The sequence below is a fragment of the Streptosporangium nanhuense genome (assembly GCF_059358815.1).
Map to the genome: position 1 here is coordinate 155021 of NZ_JCADBG010000010.1, position 19014 is coordinate 174034.

The 19014-nt window shown below is 72.5% G+C and carries 19 protein-coding genes; 9 read left to right on the forward strand and 10 right to left on the reverse strand.

Annotation, left to right across the window (positions count from 1 at the left end):
- The first annotated feature begins 260 nt into the window (after positions 1-260).
- Positions 261-725, forward strand: coding sequence for a tetratricopeptide repeat protein (locus AC5L38_RS20645; RefSeq protein WP_495244436.1), 465 nt, complete (start codon positions 261-263; stop codon positions 723-725).
- Between the two features lie 62 nt (positions 726-787).
- Here AC5L38_RS20645 and AC5L38_RS20650 read toward each other — a convergent pair whose 3' ends face one another.
- From AC5L38_RS20650 to AC5L38_RS20660, 3 genes are all read right to left on the reverse strand, one after another.
- Entirely contained in the window at positions 788-1315 is a 528-nt protein-coding gene (locus AC5L38_RS20650; RefSeq protein WP_495244437.1) for an AAA family ATPase, read from the reverse strand.
- A 91-nt stretch (positions 1316-1406) separates the two neighbouring features.
- A complete protein-coding gene (locus tag AC5L38_RS20655; RefSeq protein ID WP_495244438.1) occupies positions 1407-2450 on the reverse strand; it encodes a WD40 repeat domain-containing protein in 1044 nt (347 codons plus the stop codon).
- A gap of 597 nt (positions 2451-3047) precedes the next feature.
- Positions 3048-3545: an NUDIX domain-containing protein gene (locus AC5L38_RS20660; protein WP_495244439.1), complete on the reverse strand. Its 498-nt coding sequence runs from the start codon at positions 3543-3545 to the stop codon at positions 3048-3050.
- A gap of 285 nt (positions 3546-3830) precedes the next feature.
- Between AC5L38_RS20660 and AC5L38_RS20665 the strand changes: the two genes are divergently transcribed.
- Complete coding sequence (locus AC5L38_RS20665; protein ID WP_495244440.1) at positions 3831-4100, forward strand: hypothetical protein; 270 nt, start codon at positions 3831-3833, stop codon at positions 4098-4100.
- Between the two features lie 266 nt (positions 4101-4366).
- Here AC5L38_RS20665 and AC5L38_RS20670 read toward each other — a convergent pair whose 3' ends face one another.
- The 3 genes from AC5L38_RS20670 to AC5L38_RS20680 form a co-directional block, all read right to left on the reverse strand.
- Positions 4367-4744 carry a GntR family transcriptional regulator gene (locus AC5L38_RS20670; RefSeq protein WP_495244441.1) on the reverse strand — a complete coding sequence of 126 codons (378 nt, stop codon included), beginning with the start codon at positions 4742-4744 and terminating at the stop codon, positions 4367-4369.
- Positions 4741-5559 (reverse strand): hypothetical protein, encoded by an 819-nt coding sequence (locus AC5L38_RS20675; protein ID WP_495244442.1) that lies wholly within the window; start codon positions 5557-5559, stop codon positions 4741-4743. Before AC5L38_RS20675 ends, AC5L38_RS20670 begins: the two co-directional genes overlap by 4 nt.
- A 99-nt stretch (positions 5560-5658) precedes the next feature.
- On the reverse strand, positions 5659-6774 hold the full coding sequence (locus AC5L38_RS20680) for a M4 family metallopeptidase (protein WP_495244443.1): 1116 nt from the start codon (positions 6772-6774) through the stop codon (positions 5659-5661).
- 407 nt (positions 6775-7181) lie between these two features.
- Between AC5L38_RS20680 and AC5L38_RS20685 the strand changes: the two genes are divergently transcribed.
- Together AC5L38_RS20685 and AC5L38_RS20690 are read left to right on the forward strand one after the other, a co-directional pair.
- Positions 7182-8021 carry a metallophosphoesterase family protein gene (locus AC5L38_RS20685; protein WP_495244444.1) on the forward strand — a complete coding sequence of 280 codons (840 nt, stop codon included), beginning with the start codon at positions 7182-7184 and terminating at the stop codon, positions 8019-8021.
- Positions 8018-8668, forward strand: coding sequence for a 4'-phosphopantetheinyl transferase family protein (locus tag AC5L38_RS20690; protein WP_495244445.1), 651 nt, complete (start codon positions 8018-8020; stop codon positions 8666-8668). Before AC5L38_RS20685 ends, AC5L38_RS20690 begins: the two co-directional genes overlap by 4 nt.
- 91 nt (positions 8669-8759) lie before the next feature.
- Here the strand turns inward: AC5L38_RS20690 and AC5L38_RS20695 are convergent, their stop codons facing one another.
- Both AC5L38_RS20695 and AC5L38_RS20700 read right to left on the reverse strand, forming a co-directional pair.
- On the reverse strand, positions 8760-9404 hold the full coding sequence (locus tag AC5L38_RS20695) for a response regulator transcription factor (protein WP_495244446.1): 645 nt from the start codon (positions 9402-9404) through the stop codon (positions 8760-8762).
- A 14-nt stretch (positions 9405-9418) separates the two neighbouring features.
- Positions 9419-10708 (reverse strand): sensor histidine kinase, encoded by a 1290-nt coding sequence (locus tag AC5L38_RS20700; protein WP_495244447.1) that lies wholly within the window; start codon positions 10706-10708, stop codon positions 9419-9421.
- Between the two features lie 395 nt (positions 10709-11103).
- Here AC5L38_RS20700 and AC5L38_RS20705 point away from each other — a divergent pair, with 395 nt between their 5' ends.
- Positions 11104-12636, forward strand: coding sequence for an alpha/beta fold hydrolase (locus tag AC5L38_RS20705; protein ID WP_495244448.1), 1533 nt, complete (start codon positions 11104-11106; stop codon positions 12634-12636).
- Positions 12637-12691: 55 nt separating this feature from the next.
- Here AC5L38_RS20705 and AC5L38_RS20710 read toward each other — a convergent pair whose 3' ends face one another.
- Together AC5L38_RS20710 and AC5L38_RS20715 are read right to left on the reverse strand one after the other, a co-directional pair.
- On the reverse strand, positions 12692-13351 hold the full coding sequence (locus AC5L38_RS20710) for a LuxR C-terminal-related transcriptional regulator (RefSeq protein ID WP_495244449.1): 660 nt from the start codon (positions 13349-13351) through the stop codon (positions 12692-12694).
- 7 nt (positions 13352-13358) lie between these two features.
- Positions 13359-14099, reverse strand: a complete 741-nt coding sequence (locus AC5L38_RS20715) for a helix-turn-helix domain-containing protein (protein WP_495244450.1) — start codon at positions 14097-14099, stop codon at positions 13359-13361.
- Between the two features lie 126 nt (positions 14100-14225).
- Here AC5L38_RS20715 and AC5L38_RS20720 point away from each other — a divergent pair, with 126 nt between their 5' ends.
- From AC5L38_RS20720 to AC5L38_RS20735, 4 genes are read left to right on the forward strand one after another with little or no spacing between them, the layout of a single operon-like run.
- Positions 14226-15725, forward strand: a complete 1500-nt coding sequence (locus AC5L38_RS20720) for a lyase family protein (RefSeq protein ID WP_495244451.1) — start codon at positions 14226-14228, stop codon at positions 15723-15725.
- A complete protein-coding gene (locus AC5L38_RS20725) occupies positions 15722-16630 on the forward strand; it encodes a GHMP family kinase ATP-binding protein (RefSeq protein WP_495244452.1) in 909 nt (302 codons plus the stop codon). The genes AC5L38_RS20720 and AC5L38_RS20725 overlap by 4 nt, the downstream gene beginning before the upstream one ends.
- Entirely contained in the window at positions 16627-17658 is a 1032-nt protein-coding gene (locus tag AC5L38_RS20730) for a PLP-dependent cysteine synthase family protein (protein ID WP_495244453.1), read from the forward strand. Before AC5L38_RS20725 ends, AC5L38_RS20730 begins: the two co-directional genes overlap by 4 nt.
- On the forward strand, positions 17655-18986 hold the full coding sequence (locus tag AC5L38_RS20735; RefSeq protein WP_495244454.1) for an ATP-grasp domain-containing protein: 1332 nt from the start codon (positions 17655-17657) through the stop codon (positions 18984-18986). The genes AC5L38_RS20730 and AC5L38_RS20735 overlap by 4 nt, the downstream gene beginning before the upstream one ends.
- The last annotated feature ends 28 nt before the right edge of the window (positions 18987-19014 follow it).

Here is a 19014-nt window from a genome sequence, read left to right on the forward strand (position 1 = left end):
GGTGGCGGGTGGGGCGCGGCGGGCGCGGTGAGGACATCGCCGGGAACGGCCCGGTGGTGGTCCGGTGGTGGTCCGGCCGGGACACCCGGTCGACGATCGGCAGGGCGGTCCGGTGCCGGACGCCTGCGCTCTCGGCTGCCTCGCCGTGGCTTCGGGACACCGGGATTCTTACTCGGTTTTTCGGGCGAAATCGAAGATCTTTGAACCACATCGGACGAGTAGGCTGGCCGCGGTCGCCCGCGACGGTGAAGGAGCCACTGATGACCGCAGACCCGACGATGACCCGGATCGGCCAGGGGGTGGAGCTGCACCACCACCGGGGGCAGCGTGAAGCCGCCCGCGACCTGTTCGCGCAGATCTGGGACGACATCGGCGGCGAGCAGGGCGACCCGCTGCATGTCTGCGTCCTCGCCCATTCGATGGCCGACGTGCAGGACGACGTGCGGCAGGAACTGATGTGGGATCTGCGGGCGCTCGCCGCCGTCGACCTGATCACCGATGAGCGGGTGGCCCAGGCCGGGGTGCCGCTTTCGGTGGCCGGCCTGTATCCGTCGCTGCACCTCAACCTGAGCGACTGCTATCGCAAGCTGGGCGACCTCGACCGTGCCCGCGAGCACCTCCAGCAGGCGCGAGCCGGGATCGGCGCGCTGGGCGACGACGAGTACGGGCGGCTCATCAAGGGGGGCCTGGAGCAGCTGGCCGAGCAGCTGGACAAGACCGTCTGACCGCGTCCCGGCGAATCCGGACCACTCCGGAGCGCCGGAAGCCTCCGGCGGTCCCGGCGCGGTCAGGTGTCGACCGAGCTCCCGCGTCGCGGCTGTCTGTCGGCTTCGGCCCGGCGAACGATCTCGTCGACGACGTGCGCGAGCGGTGCGGTGGCGTCGATCGAGACGCCGTTTCTCGGAATGTCCTCCTTCGTTCGGTGCAATCGCACGATGAGTTCACGTTCCGCCTGCTTGCCGCCCCACTCGTCTTCCGGTCGCCGGTCAAGTCGCCGATTCAACGTGTCGAGGTCGACTTCCAGCACGAAGACGCCGTCGAACAAATCGATGAACCGGGAAAAGTTCCTGGAACCCCCGCAGAAGAACGTCACCGCCTCATCCTGGTCGGCGACCAAGGCTCTCACCTTGTCCATCCGCCAGATGTGGTGCTCGTGCCCCAGGCCACTCGTCGGCCTGCCTGTTTCCGGATCGCCCTGGTAGGCCAGATCGGTGTCACCGTTGACGGCGTGGTAACCGCGCCGCCACAGTTCTTTGCAGACCGACGTCTTGCCGGTGCCGGAGACTCCTTCGATCAGATAGTTCCTGATGCCCATCGCCAGAGGATAACCGAGGACGTACCCGCCCCCTTGAGGATGCCTGCGACACCGTGCCCCTTTTAAAAGTCCCGTCCTCGACGGTCATGGCTCATGGCGTGTGAACGTTCAGGTCCCGCATCCGCACGGCGCCGTCACCGTCTCCGGTGACGGTGACCGGTCGGCCGTTCACCCATCCGACCGCCAGTGTGAAGACACTGTTGGTGTGAACCATCGGGTTCCCGATGGGTCGGCGCGTGGCCAGATCCCAGACCCGCACACTGCCGTCGTCGTTGTCATCGTCGTCATTGTCACCACCGGTGACGGCAACCGGACGGCCGTTCACCTGCCCGACCGCCACCCCCCGGACACCGTCGATGTGGCCGGTCGGCACCGGCTCTCCGATGAGCGTGTGCGTGGTCAGGTCCCATATCCGCATGTTCTGGTCTTCGCTGCCGGTTACGGCGACCGGTCGGTCGTTCACCTCTCCAACCGCCACCCCCCAGACACGGGTTTGACTGGTCATCGGCTCGCCGACGGGTTCGCGTGTGGTCAGATCCCACACGCGCACGGTGCCGTCGACGCTGCCGGTGACGGCGACCGGACGACCGTTCACCTGCCCGACCGCCACCGCCAGGACCGGGCCGGTGTGCCCGGTCATCGGTTCGCCCAGGGGTTCGCGCGTGATCAGATCCCATACGCGCACAGGGTTCTTGTGGGTTTCAGTGCCCCAATCTCCGGCGGTGACGGCGACCGGCCGGCCATTCACCTCTCCGATCGCCACCGCCCCGACACTGCCGGTATGGCCGGTCATGGGCTCGCCCATTGGTTCGCGTGTGGTCAGGTCCCACACCCGCACGATGCCGACAACGCTGCCGGTGACGGCGACCGGACGACCGTTCACCTGCCCGACCGCCACCGTCTCAACGCTGTAAGGCTGGCTGACTATCGGTTCGCCGATGGGTTCGCGCGCGGTCAGATCCCAGACTCGCATGGTGTCGTCATTCATGCCGCCACCCACGGTGACGGCAACGGGCTGACCGTTCACCTGCCCGAGCGCCACCGCCAGGACGACGTCATCGTGGCGCCCCACCAAATCCGCAGAAGGCCAGAAGCAGACAACGAGCGTCACGCATGCTGTCAGCGCGGCGACCATCCACCCGAGGCGCGGGCGGGAAGGCGCTGACCGCACCACCACGGCCGACGCCCCTGAGGTCCCGCCTCCGGCGGGAACCGTGTCCCCCGCGACCGTGAAAACCTGCGGCGCCAGGCCGACAGATGCAAGCCAGGCGGACGAGACAGGATGGTCCAGGTCGGAGGGACCACTCGCACGCCGCCCAGTCGTGTCTTGACCGGATGCTTCAAGATCACTTGTGTCCAACCGGCCCGGATCGGGCACCACTCACCACCTTTTCTGGCCGGCATCACATCTCGGGGCGGCCGGACGGAGCCATCCGGCCGCAGAGGAGGCGAGATGAGCAAGCCGTCGTGTCCGCCCTTCGAATCATGACGCCTCCCGCACCATAGATCACCACAAACAGTGACCAATCCTCGCCACAGGGCCGATACATGCATTCCCCTGCGCCCAGTGACCTCGGCTCGCAGATCAGCCGAGGTTGAAGGCGGTGTCCCACTCCCGTGGCACGTGCGGGGCGGTGGCCCGTTTCCCCGCCTGGAACCCGTCCGGGGAAACGGGCCGGGCAGGCGCGGGGTCCTCACGCCTTCGAGGAGACCCCGGCGGCTCTCGCCGGGGTCACAGGCCGAGCGGCACGGGGCCGGCCGGAACCCCGTCGGCGATCAGGGCCGCCAGCGGCGTGGCCAGGTCGCGCGGTGAGAACACGTCGGGGCCGCGGTAGTCCGCGATGTCCGGCAGCCGCCACCAGCGGAAGCCGACGATGTTCTCGGTGGCGAGTTCGTCGTCGGACATCGCGCCACGGGGGTCGAACGACGCGACGCGGACGAGGAAGTAGTCGTTGACCACTCCGTCGTAGCCCACCGCGTGTCCGGGGTCGACGACCTCCTGGTGCCAGACATGCGGCGGGTCGGTGTCGATGACGATTCCCGCCTCCTCGCGCAGTTCCCTGCGCAGGGCGGCAAGGACGGCCTCGTCACGCTCGACGCCTCCACCGGGCGTCGCCCACACGGCGATCGTCCCGGTCGGCTTGGGAATGACCATCCGGCACAGCAGGACGCGGTCGTCCTCGTCGAGAACGACCGCGCGGACCGAATGACGCAGACGCATCAGAGACATCCGCGCATGCTATCCGCCCGCCTCCCGTCTGAACGACCCCCTGGAACCGAATCCTCCAGGCGCGCGCGCCTCAGCACGCCTCAGCGCAGACGTCCCTCGACACGGAGCACCGCGAGCCCCGCGGGGTCCACCGCCGCGAGCACGGCGTGGATCTGCCGGGGATCTCCACGGCGGACGGGTCACCGCGCAGGCGGACCCGCGCTCACCTCGCAGACGGACGACGGGCGCCGTCGTGACGACGACCATGGATTCCGCTTACCGCAGCTCTCGTCGAAGGACACGAACATGTTCGAGAAGTCTCTGCCGGCCGCGCTCGCGGCGACGGCCGTCGCCGCCCTCGCCCTGGTCCCCGCCGGTCCCGCCACGGCCGCCACGGCCGCCGCGGCCGCCGCGGCCGTCACGGTCGAGATCCGTCCCGGGCAGGTCTCGACCCTGAAACAGTCGAACAGCAAGTTCAACTGCCCGACGAACGAGGTGCTGGTCGGCCGCGGGCACCGCGGCGACGAGAACGGCTGGACCCAGTACGAGTACGGCTGGATCTCGTACAGCGGCTGATCGCGGAGCCGGGCGGCGATCGATCCGTCCCACGGGAGCGCCGCCCGGCACCCGCACCCGCACCCGCCAGGCATCCGGCACCCGCTCGAACCCCGCCACCGCCCGGCACCCGCACCCGCCGGGCATCCCGCGCCCGCTCGACCCCCGCCACCGCCCGGCGTCCGGAACTCGCTCGGACCCCGCCGTCGCCGCCGCGACCGCCCCGCCCCCGTCGTCCGCGGCACGCTCGTCGCCCGCGGCACGCTTGGAAGGAGACGGGGCCCGGGTCAGCCGGCGGGGTCGGTGAGGTGGTGGCGGGCGGTGGTGAGGGCCGTGTCGACGCCGATGCCGAGTTCGCGGACCGCGACCGCGTAGGCGCGGGCGGCATCGGCCAGGCGGGCGGCGCGTTCGGTTTCGGACAGCTGGGGGATCTCGCGCACGACGGTGCCCTGCCCCGCCCGGCCACGCAGGTAGCCCGCGGCCTCCAGCTCGCGGTAGGCGCGAGCGACCGTCCCCGCCGCCAGGCCGAGGTCGCGGGCGAGTTGCCGGATGCTCGGGAGGCGGGCGCCGACCTCCAGCCCCCCGGTCCGGATCAACGCGGCGATCTGGCTCCTTAGCTGCTCGTACGGCGGAGTGGTCGCGTCCGGGTCGATCTCGACGATCACGCCGGGCCCCTCAGGGCGGGGCGCGGGCGGGTTCGCAGGCCGAACCAGGAGTACAGCGCCGCCAGCAGCATCGCGAAACTCAGCACGCTCATGATCCAGTTGAAGGGTTCCGGGGCGTCGAGGTCGAGCACCATGGCCCACATGGCGTCGAGAGCCGCCAGGCACATCAGGGCCAGCGACGCCCCGCTGATGGTGTGCAGCGCGCTCACCCGGATCCCGTCGTCAGCCTCGTCGAGATCGGCGGCGCGCACCGGCCGGGGGCGCATGACGACGAGCCGGCACGACAGCCACAGGACGGCCGTGGCCAGGCCGATGCCCGCCAGATCGAGGATGACGTGAGACGGTGACACCTCGGCAGGCCCGGCCTCGGACCACACCCGGTAGATCCAGGTGTGAACGCCCAGCGCCGCGACGATGAGCACCGGACCCCAGCGCGCCCACCAGGTCAGGCCGTCACCGGGTCTGCGCGCCATGAGAGCGGCGCGGCGACGGCCCTCGGGCACCGGCAGGGACGTCCCGACCTCGGCCGCCAGCGCGCCGGCCAGGTATCCGGCCACGCCCAGGAAGTAGTGGTAGCCGCTGCCGGAGGTGAACGCGCCGGCCGCCAGCCAGCCGATCGCCCCGCCGCAGGCCCGCCACCTGCTCGTTCTGGTCAGGTAGGCGGAGAGGACCGGCCTGGTGTCGCGGGTGAGGGTCACGCCGTACTCCACGCAGAAACGGGCGACCCGCCTCTCGGAGACCGGCCAGAACCCGAACAGCAACACCACCGCGGGCACGGCCAGCAGTCCGATGAGCATCACCGTCGTCGACGACATGGCAGACCCCTCCCCTTCGCCTGTCAATGTACCAACATGACGGTACATTTGATACATCGAGTTCGGGGCGCAGGCAGGACTCCCGCCACCCGGGCGCGGTCACTCGTCGCGGCCGGCGCCTCCCTGGAGGACCCCGACCTGCTGCCACGCGGCGTGCACCTTCCGCTGCTCCTCCCCGTCCGCGCCGAACAGCTCTCCGGCCACCTCCACCGTCGCCTCCGCGGCCTCCCGGAAGTCGGAGCGCGGCCGGAGCCGCTCGGTGAGCGTGACGTACCAGATGCGTCCGGCGCGCTCCCAGGCGTTGCCGCCGATGGCGGTGGCGGCGAGGTAGAAGGCGTGGTTGGGGATGCCCGAGTTGATGTGGACACCACCGTGGTCGTTGGCGGGGTCGCCGTCGTCGGGCAGGTTCACGTAGTCGCGCATGTGTCCCGGCTGGCGGTCGCGTCCCCCGGAGGGGGTCGACCAGGCGGTTCCCGGCGCCTTCATCGACCGCAGGGCCGTCCCGCGCAGGGCGCTGCCCAGGATGCCGTCGCCGATGAGCCAGTCGGCCTGCTCCGCGCTCTGCCCGCGGCTGTACTGCTTGGCGAGCGACCCCAGGACGTCGGAGAACGACTCGTTGAGGGCTCCGGACTGCTTGCTGTAGACCAGGTTCGCGGTGAACTGGGTGATGCCGTGGGTCAGCTCGTGCGCCACGATGTCGACGGCCTTGGTGAGGGAGCCCTTGGTGAAGATCTGCCCGCTGCCGTCGCCGTAGATCATCTGAAAGCCGATCCAGGCGGCGTTGTCGTAGTCGGTCCCGTAGTGGACCGAGGAGACGATCTCCAGCCCCCGCCCGTCGATGCTGTCGCGCCCGAAGACCCGCCGGTAGAAGTCGTAGGTGATGCCCGCCCCGTCGTAGGCGTCGTCGACCGCCGCGTCACCGGACGGCCCGTCGCCCTCCCCGCGCCTCTTGCGCCCGGGGAGGTCGAAGTCCCCGCCGTTCTCCACGTCGTAGACCGTGCGCACCATGCCGGGGGCGGGCGCCACGTCGGCGACGGTGAGGCTGAGCTGACGCAGCACGCCGGCGAACGACGCGCGCTGCGCGCGGGCGGTCTCGGAGGTGGCCAGGGTCCTGAGCGCGGCCTCCCGCTCCTCGGGGGTTCCCTGCTCGGCGACCGCCTCGAGCAGGTCGGGGGGTGCGATGCAGCACTGGGGCATGCTGTCGAATGTCGTCATGCGTCAAGCATCGCCGCCGTCCCGGCCGGGCGCACGGGTATCTCCGTACTCGGTCGGGGGCGCCGTACCCGACGCCTTCACGGCGGGGTGGGGTGTGACTCCGGGGGCGGTCGTGAGAGGGTTCTTTTGCTCGGCGATCACGAGTTCGTGACCGCGCCCGGGGAAGCGGGCGAGACGGAGGCGGCGGTGCTTGGGAACGTGGAAACGAACGAGGGGACGGCGGGGACGCCCTCGCCGCCGGTGCGCGGCACACGGCCCTCACCACAGGTGCGCGGCGCCCAGCCCTCACCACAGGTGCGCGGCACACGGCCCGCCCCGTCGGCACGCGGCACACGGCCCGCCACGGACACCGGCCCCGCCCCGGCCGGCCCCACCTCGGCCACCGGCTCTCCTGGGACGGGCCGCGCATGACGTCACTGCTGGCCATCAGCGACCTGCACATCGGCTACCAGGAGAACCGGAGCATCGTCGAGAATCTCCGGCCCACCTCCGCCTCCGACTGGCTGCTGGTCGCCGGGGACGTCTCCGAGAAGGTCTCCGACATCGAGTGGGCCCTGGGGCTGCTCGCCGGACGGTTCGAGAAGGTGGTGTGGGCCCCCGGCAACCACGAGCTGTGGACCCACCCCAGCGACCCCGTCCAGCTGCGCGGCGAGGAACGCTACCGGCACCTGGTCGAGGTGTGCCGGAACCTCGGGGTGGTGACGCCCGAGGACCCCTACCCGACCTGGACCGGCCCCGACGGCCCGGTCACCGTCGCCCCGCTGTTCGTGCTGTACGACTACACCTTCCGCATGCCCGGCGTCGCGACGAAGGAGGAGGCGCTCGCCCGCGCGTACGACAAGGGTGTGGTCTGCACCGACGAGATGCTGCTCCACCCCGATCCGTACCCCACCAGGGACGCCTGGTGCGACGCCAGGATCGCCGAGACCGAACGGCGTCTGGAGGCCAGGCCCGCCGGGGTCCCGACGGTGCTGGTCAACCACTACCCCCTGGTGCGCGAGCCCACCCTGATCCTGTACCACCCGGAGTTCGCGATCTGGTGCGGCACCGAGCGCACCGCCGACTGGCACCTGCGCTTCGACGCCGCCGCGGTCGTCTACGGTCACCTGCACATCCCCCGGACCACCCGGTACGACGGTGTCCGCTTCGAGGAGGTCTCCTTGGGGTATCCCCGCGAGTGGCGTCCCAGGTCCACCGCGCCCGGCCAGTTGCGGCACATCCTGCCCAGCCCTCGGCCCGTCGCATGATCGAGAAGATCCTGCCGCCGTGGGTGGCGAGCTCGGAGTGCTTCGAGGACCCGCCGGACGTCGTGCTGTTCCCCGAGGAGGAGGCGGCCATCGTCCGCGCGGTGGAGAAGCGGCGGCGCGAGTTCGGCACCGCGCGCCACTGCGCCCGCCAGGCCCTGGCCGAGCTGGGGCTGCCCCCGGTGCCGATCCTGCCCGGCGAGCGCGGCGCGCCCGGGTGGCCGGACGGGGTGGTGGGCGCCATCACCCACTGCGCCGGGTACCGCGCGGCGGCCGTCTCCCTCGAGGCGCTCACCGTCGGCATCGACGCCGAGCCCCACGAGCCGCTCCCCGAGGGCGTGCTGCCCGCGGTCTCGCTGCCCGAGGAGCGGGCCGAGCTGGAACGGCTCGACGACGGAGTGCACTGGGGACGGTTGCTGTTCAGCGCCAAGGAGAGCGTCTACAAGGCGTGGTTCCCGCTGGCCAGGCGCTGGCTCGGCTTCGAGGAGGCCCGCCTCACCTTCTCCCCCTCCGGTACGTTCACCGCCCGCCTCCTCGTCCCGGGCCCCCGGGTGGAGGGCCGGGAGCTGACCGGCTTCACGGGCCGCTGGATGGTGTCCGACGGCCTGGTCGTGACCGCCATCGCCGTGCCGGGAAAGCCCGCGCCCTGACCGCGCACCGGCCGCCCGGGAACGGAGTCCGCTCCCACCCGGTCCTCCCGCCCGGCGGGCACGCCGCGCGGGTGCCGGTGAGGCGGGGCCGTCAGGACTCCAGGTAGCGCAGCACGGCGAGCACGCGTCGGTGGTCGCTCTGCGACGGCGGCAGCCCGAGCTTGGTGAAGATGTGCGTGACGTGCTTCTCCACCGACCCGTACGACAGGAAGAGGGCCTCGGCGATCGCGCCGTTGGACCGTCCGTCGGCCATCATGACGAGCACCTCCCGCTCCCGGGGGGTGAGGGTGTCGAGGGTGTCGGCGCGCCTGCCGGTCGCCATCATCCGGGTGACGACCTCCGGGTCCAGCACGGTCTCGCCGGCGGCGATCCGGGAGAGCGCGGCCAGGAAGTCGCCGACGTCGGCGACCCGCTCCTTCAGCAGGTATCCCACTCCTCGCGAGTCCTCGGCGAGGAGCAGGGTCGCCGAGCGCGTCTCCACGTACTGGGAGAAGACCAGCACACCGATGCCGGGGTGGTCGCGGCGGATGTCGATCGCGGCGCGCAGTCCCTCGTCGGTGTGGGTCGGCGGCATGCGTACGTCCACCACGGCGACGTCCGGCCGGTGCTCGTCCACCGCGGCGCGCAGCGCGGCCCCGTCTCCCACGGCCGCGGCGACCTCGTGCCCCCGCGTGGTGAGCAGCAGGGTCAGCCCGGCCCTGAGCACCGCGGAGTCCTCGGCGACGACGACGCGCATGCGACCTCCCGCGTTCAGGTGGGGAACGGCACCTCCACGGTGACCACGGTAGGCCCTCCGGGAGGGCTGTCGATCTCCAGCCGTCCGTCCACCACCCCCACCCGGGCCGCCAGTCCCGGCAGTCCGGTTCCGGCGCCCATCGAGGCGCCGCCCGTCCCGTCGTCGCCGACGTGCAACCGCAGCAGGCCGCCGTGTCCGCCCACCTCGACGATCGCCCTGCGCGCGCCGCTGTGCCTGACCACGTTGGCGAGCAGTTCCGCGGTGCAGAAGTAGACGATCGTCTCCACCGCGGCGGAGGGACGCCGGGGCAGGTCGACGCGGAGGTCGACGGGCAGCGTGAAACGCGTGGCGAGCATGGCGAGCGCGGGCTCCAGCCCCTGGTCCAGGGCGGGCGGGTAGATGCCGTGGATCAGCAGGCGCAGGTCGGCGATGATCTCCTTGCTCTCGCGGTGGGCGGCGTCCACCAGGTCGCGCGCCTGCCGGAGCCGGTCCTCCGGGGGGAAGGCGTCGAGCCGCCGGTCCCCCGGTGGGACGGCGGCGAGCTCGTCCTTCGCCATGCCCAGGCTCATCGCCAGCGCCACGAGGCGGGCCTGCGGTCCGTCGTGCAGGTCGCGCTCGATCCGGCGCAGGGTCGCCGTCGCGTCCTCGGCCATCCGGGCCCTCGTCTCCTCCAGGTGGCCGATCCTGGCCGAGACCCTGGTCGGGCCGAGCAGGGCGCGGGCGAGGAACCGTTCGGGGAGAAGCGCGGCCCGCAGCGCCAGGGGGGCCGGCGCGAGCAGCGCCAGCCCGGCCACGCCCACCAGCAGGACGGCAGGCCAGGTGTCGGCGTGCGGGTCCCAGGCACCGGCGTACCCCGCCGACCAGCGGACGGGGTAGGAGAGGAGCCACAGGCCGCCACCCCAGAATCCGGCGGCGGTGCAGAGGGCGAGCGACGCGGTCAGCGGCTTGACCAGCAGGTAGGCCGCCGCCCGCCACCCCGCCCCGTCGCCGAGGGCCGACACGAACCAGCCGATCGGCCCCGGTCCCGGCCTGAAGGGGGCGGGGGCGGGCGTCCGGACGTCCAGCAGCAGGCGGGCCAGGCCGAGGTGGAGCGCCCCCAGGCGCCGGGCCCCACGGACCGTGACGGCCAGCAGCGGGAGGCCGACGACCGCCGTCGACCACAACGCGGCCAGCAGCATGGCGAGGAGGAGGACCAGGCCGGCGGCGGCGAGCGGCAACCCGGCCAGCGCGTAGCCCAGCTCGCGCCAGACCCGCCGCGTTGCCGGTTCCTGCCCCGGTCGAGCCGCTTCCGCCGCCGAGGACACCGGAAGCGGGAGCGGCCATGGCGCGGGCGGGACCGGAGCGGACGCCGGAGACGGGGACGCGGCCGGGATCGGCACGGGCGACTCGACCGGGATCGGGGCGGGCGAAGGCAAAGGCGAGGGCAAAGGCGAGGGCGAAGGCGAGGGCGAAGGCGAAGGCAAAGGCGAAGGCGGGGACGACTCGGCCGGGGGTGGAGGGCCGGAGGGAGGGCGGCTCATTCCTCCAGCGTGCCGCACCCCGCCCGCGCCCGACATCCGGCGGGCCGGTGGGGGATATCCCGAGGTTTCCCGGCGGACGTCCCCGTGGCCTCCGCGGGACGGGTCGGCGACGGTGGAGGAGAGCCGGCGGAAGACGACTGCATGGCGTACCCACCACCGTCCGGACAGAGGAGCCACGGATGTACAGGAAGATCGGATCGTTGTTCACGGGACTCGTCGCGGCGTCGGCGCTGCTCGTCCCGGCGGGGGCGCCCGCCTACGCGGCGGGATCGGCACAGGCGTCACCTGCCGTCGCGACGCCGGCACGGGCTCCGGCATCCGCGTCACCGGGAGCGGCCTCGCGGCTGGAGTGGAAGGCGTGCGCGGGCGAGAACCTCCCGGAGGGGATCCGGTGCGCCACCGTCACGGTGCCGGTCGACTGGAGGAGGCCGCGCGGGCGCAAGCTCACCCTGGACCTGGCCCGGCTGCCCGCCACCGACCCGGCGAACCGGATCGGGAGCGTGCTGCAGATACCGGGAGGCCCCGGGGCCGAGGGAGTGCAGAACCTGAAGGACTCGGCGCCCGGCCTCACCGAGCTGCGCCGCCGCTTCGACCTCGTCGGCTACGACCCGCGCAATACCAAGCTCAGGGAGAAACTGCCCGCGGTGTGCTGGAACATGGGAACGCAGCTGCTGGAACCCCGCGACCGCGAGGAGTACCGGACCCAGGTGGCGAAGGTGGAGGCGGCATCGCGCGAGTGCCGGGACGCCGACTCCAGCGGCCTGTTCGACAACCTCGACTCCCTGTCGGTGGCACGGGACATGGAGGCGGTCCGCGAGGCCCTGGGCGAGCGACGGCTGAGCTTCATGGCCAACTCCTACGGAGGGGTGACCGCCGCGGCGTACGCGCGCCTGTTCCCCGGGCGCGTCCGGGCGATGTACCTCGACGGCGCGGCCGACCAGGTCAACGGGTGGGCCAAGCTGCACCTGGACCACGCCGCCATCGGCGAGCGGATGTTCGGGCGGTTCCTCGCCTGGTGCGCGGCCGACAGCGCCTGCGCGCTGCACGGGGAGGACGTGAGCGCGGTCTGGCGCGCCCTCGTCGAGAAGCTCGACCGCTCCCCGATCCCGATCTCGTCCCCGGAGCTCGGCGAGGGGAAGCTGAGCGGGTGGCACCTGAAGCTGACGAGCTTCCAGGCGAACCCGGGCCCGGACAACGCCTGGTGGAAGGCCTTCGCCGCGTCGGTGGACAGGCTCAGGAAGGGTGACGCCTCCGGTTTCGCGGAGTTCGTCAACAGCAACTCGCGGATCTGGGCGGTACCGGCCCCGCGGGCGATCACCTGCCCCGACGACCGCGGCTTCACCGGGTACGAGCAGTTCCGCGACGTCTCGCGCCGGATGCGGGAGGCCTCCCCCCACCTGGGCGCCGCGCCGTTCGACATGCTGGGCTGCGCCGGCTGGCCTCGGCCCGTCGCCAACCCGTCCCGGCCGCTGCCGGTCCGCGGCCTGCCGCCGTTTTTGGGAGCCGGCTCCTGGACCGACCACACCATGACCGCGAGCCTGGCCGGGCTGGTGCCCGGTTCGGTCACCGTCCAGTACGACGGTCCCGGGCACGCCCTGTACCTGCCGGGCAACAACGGGCCCGCCAGCCGGTGCGTGATCGGCCACGCCACCCGCTACCTCGTCGACCTGACGCTCCCCGCCCCCGGCACCGTCTGCCGCCCCGGCGAGTGACGTCCTCCCTCACCGGCCGGCCCGGCGCGGGGGCGCGGGCCGGCCCCGCGGACGGTCACACGACGCCGGCCTTGTGCGCGAACACGGCCATCTGGAGACGGTCGCGGAGGTTGAGCTTGCTGAGGAGGTTGGACACGTGGAACTTGACGGTCGCCTGGCTCACGTACAGCTTGCTCGCGATCTCGGTGTTGTTCAGCCCGTCGGCGACCAGGGCGAGCACCTCGTGCTCGCGCTCGGTGAGCGACTTGACGGACTCCGGCGGACGGTAGGGAAGCCCGTTCTCGAAGCGGCTCAGGAAGCTGCTGGCGACCTGCGGCGCTAAGAACGCCTCCCCCCGGGCGATGGCCCTGATGGCCCCGACCAGCTCGTCCTGGGCGCTGGAGCGCAGCAGGAAGCCGCGGGCCCCGGCGCGTACGGCGTCGAACATGGCCTCGGGGTGCTCGGTCAGGATGACGCTCCGCACCGAGCCCGCCAGCGGGTCGGCGCGGAGCCGCTCGGTGACCTGGACGCCGTCGAGGCCGGTGAGCCGCTCGTCGACGAGGGCCACGTCCGGCCGCAGGCCCCTGGCCTTGGACACCGCCTCGAACCCGTCGCCGGCGTCCCCCACGACGCGCAGCCCCGGTTCGGCGGCGAGGATCGAGCACAGTGCCGTGCGCAGCAGTCTCTCCGAGTAGCAGATCAGCACCCGGATGTCCGTTCCAACCCCGTTGTTCATCGGTGTCTCATCTCAGGCGCGCGAGCGCGATGTGCCGTGAGGGGACGAACCCGGCGAGGGGTTCCCTGCCGGTGACGACGACGCCGGTGAAGCCGAGTGCCAGCAGCGGCGGCACCCGGCCCTCCGCGAGCCCGTCGGCGCCGCGGGCGTCGTCGAGCAGGAGCAGGCACCGCCCGCCCGAGACCGGGGACGTCATGCGGGCGATGCGCGCCCGCCGCACCGCGTCGCGCAGCTCGCGGGGGTCGCGCCGGTCGCGGCCCAGGTCGAGGAAGAGGACGTCCAGCCCCATCCGCTGGCGCAGCACCAGGGCGCACTGGGTGGCGAGGGTGGTCTTGCCGACCCCCGCGGGGCCGGTGACGGTCACCAGCGCGGGCTCCCCGCCACCGGAGGCGAACGACACCGTGTCCTCGATCTCCCGCAGCAGCGGGAGCCGGCTCAGCGCGACGGTGCCGCTCACCGAGGGCAGCGCCCACTCCGGGGGCGGCGCCACGGCGGGGGCGCCGAGCGAGCGGGGCGGGGCGGCCTCGAAGGTCAGGCGGTCGTCGCCGGTCAGCTCAAGGGCGGCGGCCAGGCGGCGCACCGAGGTGCGGTGCGGGTAGCGGGTACGGCCCCGCTCCAGGTCGCGCAGCGTTCGCACGCTCAGGCGGGCGCGCTCCGCCAGTTCCTCCTGCGTCAGCCGCGCCTTGTCCCGATGGGTGCGCAGCAGCTGGGCGAACCCCAGGCTGTCGGACAGAAGTGCAGACCTCACGTGAGTCCTCCCGGTGACGATCAGATGCCGTCAACATAGGAAGATCCGATTATCGTCGGGTATCGCCGCGATATCGCCGGTCATTCCGCCTGGTCACCCCGTACGTGCGCTGGCAGCGTGAGCCTCATGCTTCCGACAGGACGGATAAGGCGGCCCCCGGCACGGTTACTCGACGACGCGGTCCTGACCCAGCGCTTCGACTGGGAGATGACCACCCTGCTCCGGCACTACCGGTGGATCGAGCTGACCCAGACCGGCGAGTACGCCCGCATGGGCCTGCTCGGCCACGACGCGGCGGAGCGGATCCGCCGGGTGGTGCTGGACCTGACGCCCGAGCAGGTCGGCGCCGAGCGCGCCGCGGCCATGTCGGACCCTTTGTTCGCCCTGGAGAGGTGCGTCCAGGCACGCGTACCCGAGGGCGCGCACGCCTGGCACGTCGACCGCAGCCGCAACGACGTCCAGGCGTGCGCGCAGCTCATGCTCGGCAGGGAGCGGCTGCTGGAGACCGTGGCGGCGGTGGGCGGGCTGGCCCGCGCGACGCTGCGGACCGCGGCCGGGCACACCGAGTCGTTCATGCCCGGCTACACCCAGCACCAGACCGCGCAGACCATGACCTTCGGCTTCTACCTGGCCGCGCTCGCCGAGGCGGCGACCGGCGCCGCCGAGTCGCTCCTCGCGCTGTTCGACGCGGTCAACCTCTGCCCGCTGGGCGCCGGGGCGATGGCCGGGCTGGAGCTGCCGTGGGACCGCGAGCTCATCGCCGTCGCGCTGGGCTTCGACGGCCCGCAGCCGCACGCGCTGACCTCGGTCGCCTCCCGCGCCTGGGTGCTGCGCGTCGCCGGGGAGCTGTCGGTGCTCGGCACCACGCTGAGCCGGTTCCTGACCGACCTCATCTGGTGGAGCGGGTCGAGCTGCCGGTTCGTCGACCTGCCGGACGAGCTCGCCGGGATCTCCTCGGCGATGCCGCACAAGCGCAACTTCCCGATCCTGGAGCGGGCCCGCGGGATGACCGGCCACCTGGTCGGGCTCTCGTACGACATCATGATCGGCCAGCGCAACACCGGCTACACCAACCTGGTGGAGGTCTCCAAGGAGAGCACCCGCTTCCTGGAGGACCTCTTCTCGACCTGCGGCACGATGCTGGCGCTGTTCGAGCGGGTGGTCGCGAACGTGCGCTTCCACCCGGAGCGGGCGGGCCTGGTGGCGCGCGGCGAGCTGACGGCCGCCTCGACCGTCGCCAACCACCTCACCCTCGAACACGGCGTGCCGGCCAGGAGCGCGCAGGTCGTCGTCGGCTCCTGGATCTCGGCCGCGATGGAGCGGCTCGGCCCGGCCGACACCCTCACCCCCGGCCGGCTCTCGGCGCCGGACCTCGTCGCCGCGGGCGAGCGGCTCGGTTTCACCTTCGCCGTCGAGGAGGCCGAGGTACGCGACCTGCTCGACGCCGAGGCGAGCGTGCGGCGCAAGCGGACCGGCGGCTCGACCGGCCCCGAGCAGGTCCGTCTCCTCCTGGAGCAGACCGGCGACCGGCTGGACTCCGCCGAGCGGGGAGCCGCGGAGCGGTCCGGGTGGCTGCGGGAGGCCTGGGAGCACACCACCGGCACGAAGGCGGGCGATCTGTCATGACCATCCAGATGCCGATCGAGGAGACCGTCACCGGCCGGGCCGGAGGGGTCGGCCGGGGACGCGCCCCCGGCACGTTCGGCGAGCTCCTGCAGGGGATCCTGTCACCCGGTACGGACTTCCTGGTGACCTTCCCCGTCGACCTGTACGTGGAGGCCGTCTTCGAACCCGACCCGCAGCTGGACCAGGTGATCGTCTCGCCGCCGCACAAGAACAAGGCGCGGCGCCTGGCCACCCGGATCCTGTCGCGGTACGGGGTGCACACCGGCGGCTGGCTGATGCTCAACAGCGCGCTGCCGGAGGGCAAGGGCATGGCCAGCTCCACCGCCGACCTGGTCGCCACCGCGCGGGCGGTGGACTCGGCCTTCCGCCTGAGGCTGCCCAACCGGCTGCTGAAACAGATGATGGCCGAGATCGAGCCGTCCGACGGGGTGATGCACCCGGGGATCACCGCGTTCTTCCACCGGGAGGTGCGGCTGCACCGGCGCATGGGCACGCTCCCCCAGCTGACCATCGCCGGGATCGACGACGGGGAGAGCGTCGACACCGTCGCCTTCAACCGGTCGAGGAAGCCGATCCCCGCCCACTGGGCGGTGCGCTACGGCGAGCTCCTGGACGACCTCACCCGCGCCGTGCGCGACCACGACCTGGCGGCGGTCGGCAGGGTCGCCTCAGCCAGCGCGCGGCTGTTCCAGACCTTCAACGCCAAACCTCACCTGGCGGCGGTGGAGGAGATCTGCCGCGACGTGGGCGGGCTCGGCACGGTCGTCGGGCACAGCGGCACGTGCCTGGGGATCCTGCTGGCCCGGCACGACCCCGAGCACGGTCCCCGGCTGGCCCGCGCCCTCACGGAACTGGAGCGGCTGGGGCGGCCCCTCATCGTCTGTAGGAGCACGAGCCGAACATGACACTGAGAACCGACGCGATCGACGCCATCGGCCGGACCCCGCTGATGCGCCTGCGGGCGACCGGCGGGGCGACCGTCCACGCGAAGCTGGAGCTGGCCAACCCCTACGGAATGAAGGACCGCGTCGCCAGGCAGGCGATCCTGACCGCCAGGGCCGAGGGGGTCCTGGCCGACGGCGGCCTGATCGTGGAGAGCTCCTCCGGCACCCTGGCCATGGGGGTCGCCCTGGTCGGCACCTATCTCGGCCACGGGGTGCACATCGTCACCGACCCGCGGATCGACCGGATCACCATGGCCAAGCTGGAGGCGCTGGGCGCCACCCTGGACATCGTGCCCGCCATGACCGGCAACGGCTGGCAGAGCGCGAGGCTGGAGCGGCTGCAGGCCGTGATGGCCGCCAACCCGGGCGCGTTCTGGCCCCGCCAGTACGACAACCCGGCCAACCCCGCCGCCTACGACCGCCTCGCCGAGGAGGTCGTCTCGGAGATCGGCCGGGTCGACGTGCTGGTGGGGGCGGTGGGCAGCGGCGGCTCGCTGTGCGGGACGGCGCGGGCGCTGCGGCGGACCAACCCGGGGCTGCGCGTGGTCGCCGTCGACGCGGTCGGCAGCGCCATCTTCGGCCAGCCCGACGTGCCCAGGCGGCTGCAGGGCGGGCTGGGCAACAGCCTGGTCCCGGCGAACGTGGACTTCTCGGTCATCGACGAGGTCCACTGGCTGTCGGACCGGGAGGCGTTCGCCGCGACGCTGGAGCTGGCCTCGTACGAGAAGGTGTTCGCGGGCAACAGCTCGGGCTCGGCCTACCAGGTGGCGCGCTGGCTCGCCTCGCGGCTCGACCCGGACGTCTCGGTGGTGGTGATCTTCCCGGACCGGGGCGACCGGTACGTGAACACGATCTACAGCGCCGAGTACCGGGCCGCGCACGGCCTGACCGACCTGCGCCCGCCGCTCGCCCCCGACCTCATCCAGCTCACCGACACCGCCGTGACCTGGTCCTACGCGACGCTGGGCCGGGCCCTGGAGTACGCATGAACCCGTCCCCGCCTCTGAACCCGTCCCCGGTCCTCGTCTTCGTGGAGTCCAACACCACCGGCTCGGGGATGCTCGCCTTCGCCAAGGCGGCGGCGCTGGGCTTCACGCCGGTGCTGGCCACCGACAGCCCCGCGCGCTACCCCGGGCTCGCGGCCACCGGGGTGCGGGTCGTCACGTGCGCCACCGGCTCCCCCGCCACCCTGGCCGCAGAGCTGTGCCACTCCCTCGGTGAGATCGCCGGGGTGACCACGACCAGCGAGTTCTACACCGCCGCGGTCGCCAGGGTCGCCGCCGACCTCGGGCTTCCCGGCAACCCGCCGGAGGCCGTCGCCACCTGCAGGGACAAGGGGCGGATGCGCCGCACGCTGGCGGCGGCCAGGTTGCCCTCCCCCGCCTTCGAGCTGGTCGGCCCCGGCGACGACTTCGACTCGCGGATCATCGTCGCGCTGTCGCGGATCGCCCTGCCGTGCGTCGTCAAGCCCGTCGACGACACCGGCTCGCTGAGCGTGGTGCTGTGCTCCACGCCCGGCGAGGTGGCCGCCCACTGCCGCCGGATCATCTCCTCCGGCGTCAACGTGCGGGGGCAGGCCACCGCGAGGACCGCGCTGATCGAGGGGTACCTGGGAGGGCCGGAGTTCAGCATCGAGACGGTCAGCTCCGGCGGGTTCCACCGGTGCGTCGGCATCACCGCCAAGCGGGTGACGTCCCCGCCGCACTTCGTGGAACGCGGGCACGTCTTTCCCGCGCCGCTGCCCGCGGAGGAGGTCCGGGTGCTCACCGGGGTCGCGCTGCGGGCGCTGGCCGCCGTCGGGATCACCCACGGCGCCACCCACATCGAGATGAAGCTCATCGACGGCCACGCGTACGTCGTGGAGATCAACGCCCGGCCCGCGGGCGGGATGATCCCCGAGGTCATCGCGCGGGCGTGCGGCTTCGACCTGCTCGACGCGCACCTGCGGGCGGCGGCCGACCTGGACCAGCTGCCCCTGCCCGACCACTTCACCCCCGCCGGCATCGCCTTCCTGCTGGCGCCGGACGGCGCCGGGGGCGAGCCGGGGAAGGTCACGCTGCGGGAGGTGGCCGGGGTCAAGGACGCCGGTTCCGTGCCGGGCGTCGACACGGTGACGGTCACGGCGCCGCCGGGCTCGGAGGTGCGGCCGGCCCGCAGCAGCTACGACCGGCTCGGCTACGTGATCGCGCACGCGCCCGGCCACAGCGAGCTGTACGACACGCTGGACACCGCGCTCGGGCACCTGCGGCCGGTCCTGCTCCACGAGCTGCCGCCGATCGAGATCCCCCGGCAGGGATACCGCATCTCCCCTTCCTGACCCTCCCTTCGATCCGACCGCCCCTCCC

What these genes read in the sequence shown, in the direction of transcription:
- AC5L38_RS20645 (WP_495244436.1), top strand. Translation starts at nt 261, where the DNA reads ATGACCGCAGACCCGACGATGACCCGGATCGGCCAGGGGGTGGAGCTG.
- AC5L38_RS20650 (WP_495244437.1), bottom strand. Translation starts at nt 1,315, where the DNA reads ATGGGCATCAGGAACTATCTGATCGAAGGAGTCTCCGGCACCGGCAAG.
- AC5L38_RS20655 (WP_495244438.1), bottom strand. Translation starts at nt 2,450, where the DNA reads ATGGTCGCCGCGCTGACAGCATGCGTGACGCTCGTTGTCTGCTTCTGG.
- AC5L38_RS20660 (WP_495244439.1), bottom strand. Translation starts at nt 3,545, where the DNA reads ATGTCTCTGATGCGTCTGCGTCATTCGGTCCGCGCGGTCGTTCTCGAC.
- AC5L38_RS20665 (WP_495244440.1), top strand. Translation starts at nt 3,831, where the DNA reads ATGTTCGAGAAGTCTCTGCCGGCCGCGCTCGCGGCGACGGCCGTCGCC.
- AC5L38_RS20675 (WP_495244442.1), bottom strand. Translation starts at nt 5,559, where the DNA reads ATGTCGTCGACGACGGTGATGCTCATCGGACTGCTGGCCGTGCCCGCG.
- AC5L38_RS20680 (WP_495244443.1), bottom strand. Translation starts at nt 6,774, where the DNA reads ATGACGACATTCGACAGCATGCCCCAGTGCTGCATCGCACCCCCCGAC.
- AC5L38_RS20685 (WP_495244444.1), top strand. Translation starts at nt 7,182, where the DNA reads ATGACGTCACTGCTGGCCATCAGCGACCTGCACATCGGCTACCAGGAG.
- AC5L38_RS20690 (WP_495244445.1), top strand. Translation starts at nt 8,018, where the DNA reads ATGATCGAGAAGATCCTGCCGCCGTGGGTGGCGAGCTCGGAGTGCTTC.
- AC5L38_RS20695 (WP_495244446.1), bottom strand. Translation starts at nt 9,404, where the DNA reads ATGCGCGTCGTCGTCGCCGAGGACTCCGCGGTGCTCAGGGCCGGGCTG.
- AC5L38_RS20705 (WP_495244448.1), top strand. Translation starts at nt 11,104, where the DNA reads ATGTACAGGAAGATCGGATCGTTGTTCACGGGACTCGTCGCGGCGTCG.
- AC5L38_RS20710 (WP_495244449.1), bottom strand. Translation starts at nt 13,351, where the DNA reads ATGAACAACGGGGTTGGAACGGACATCCGGGTGCTGATCTGCTACTCG.
- AC5L38_RS20720 (WP_495244451.1), top strand. Translation starts at nt 14,226, where the DNA reads ATGCTTCCGACAGGACGGATAAGGCGGCCCCCGGCACGGTTACTCGAC.
- AC5L38_RS20725 (WP_495244452.1), top strand. Translation starts at nt 15,722, where the DNA reads ATGACCATCCAGATGCCGATCGAGGAGACCGTCACCGGCCGGGCCGGA.
- AC5L38_RS20730 (WP_495244453.1), top strand. Translation starts at nt 16,627, where the DNA reads ATGACACTGAGAACCGACGCGATCGACGCCATCGGCCGGACCCCGCTG.
- AC5L38_RS20735 (WP_495244454.1), top strand. Translation starts at nt 17,655, where the DNA reads ATGAACCCGTCCCCGCCTCTGAACCCGTCCCCGGTCCTCGTCTTCGTG.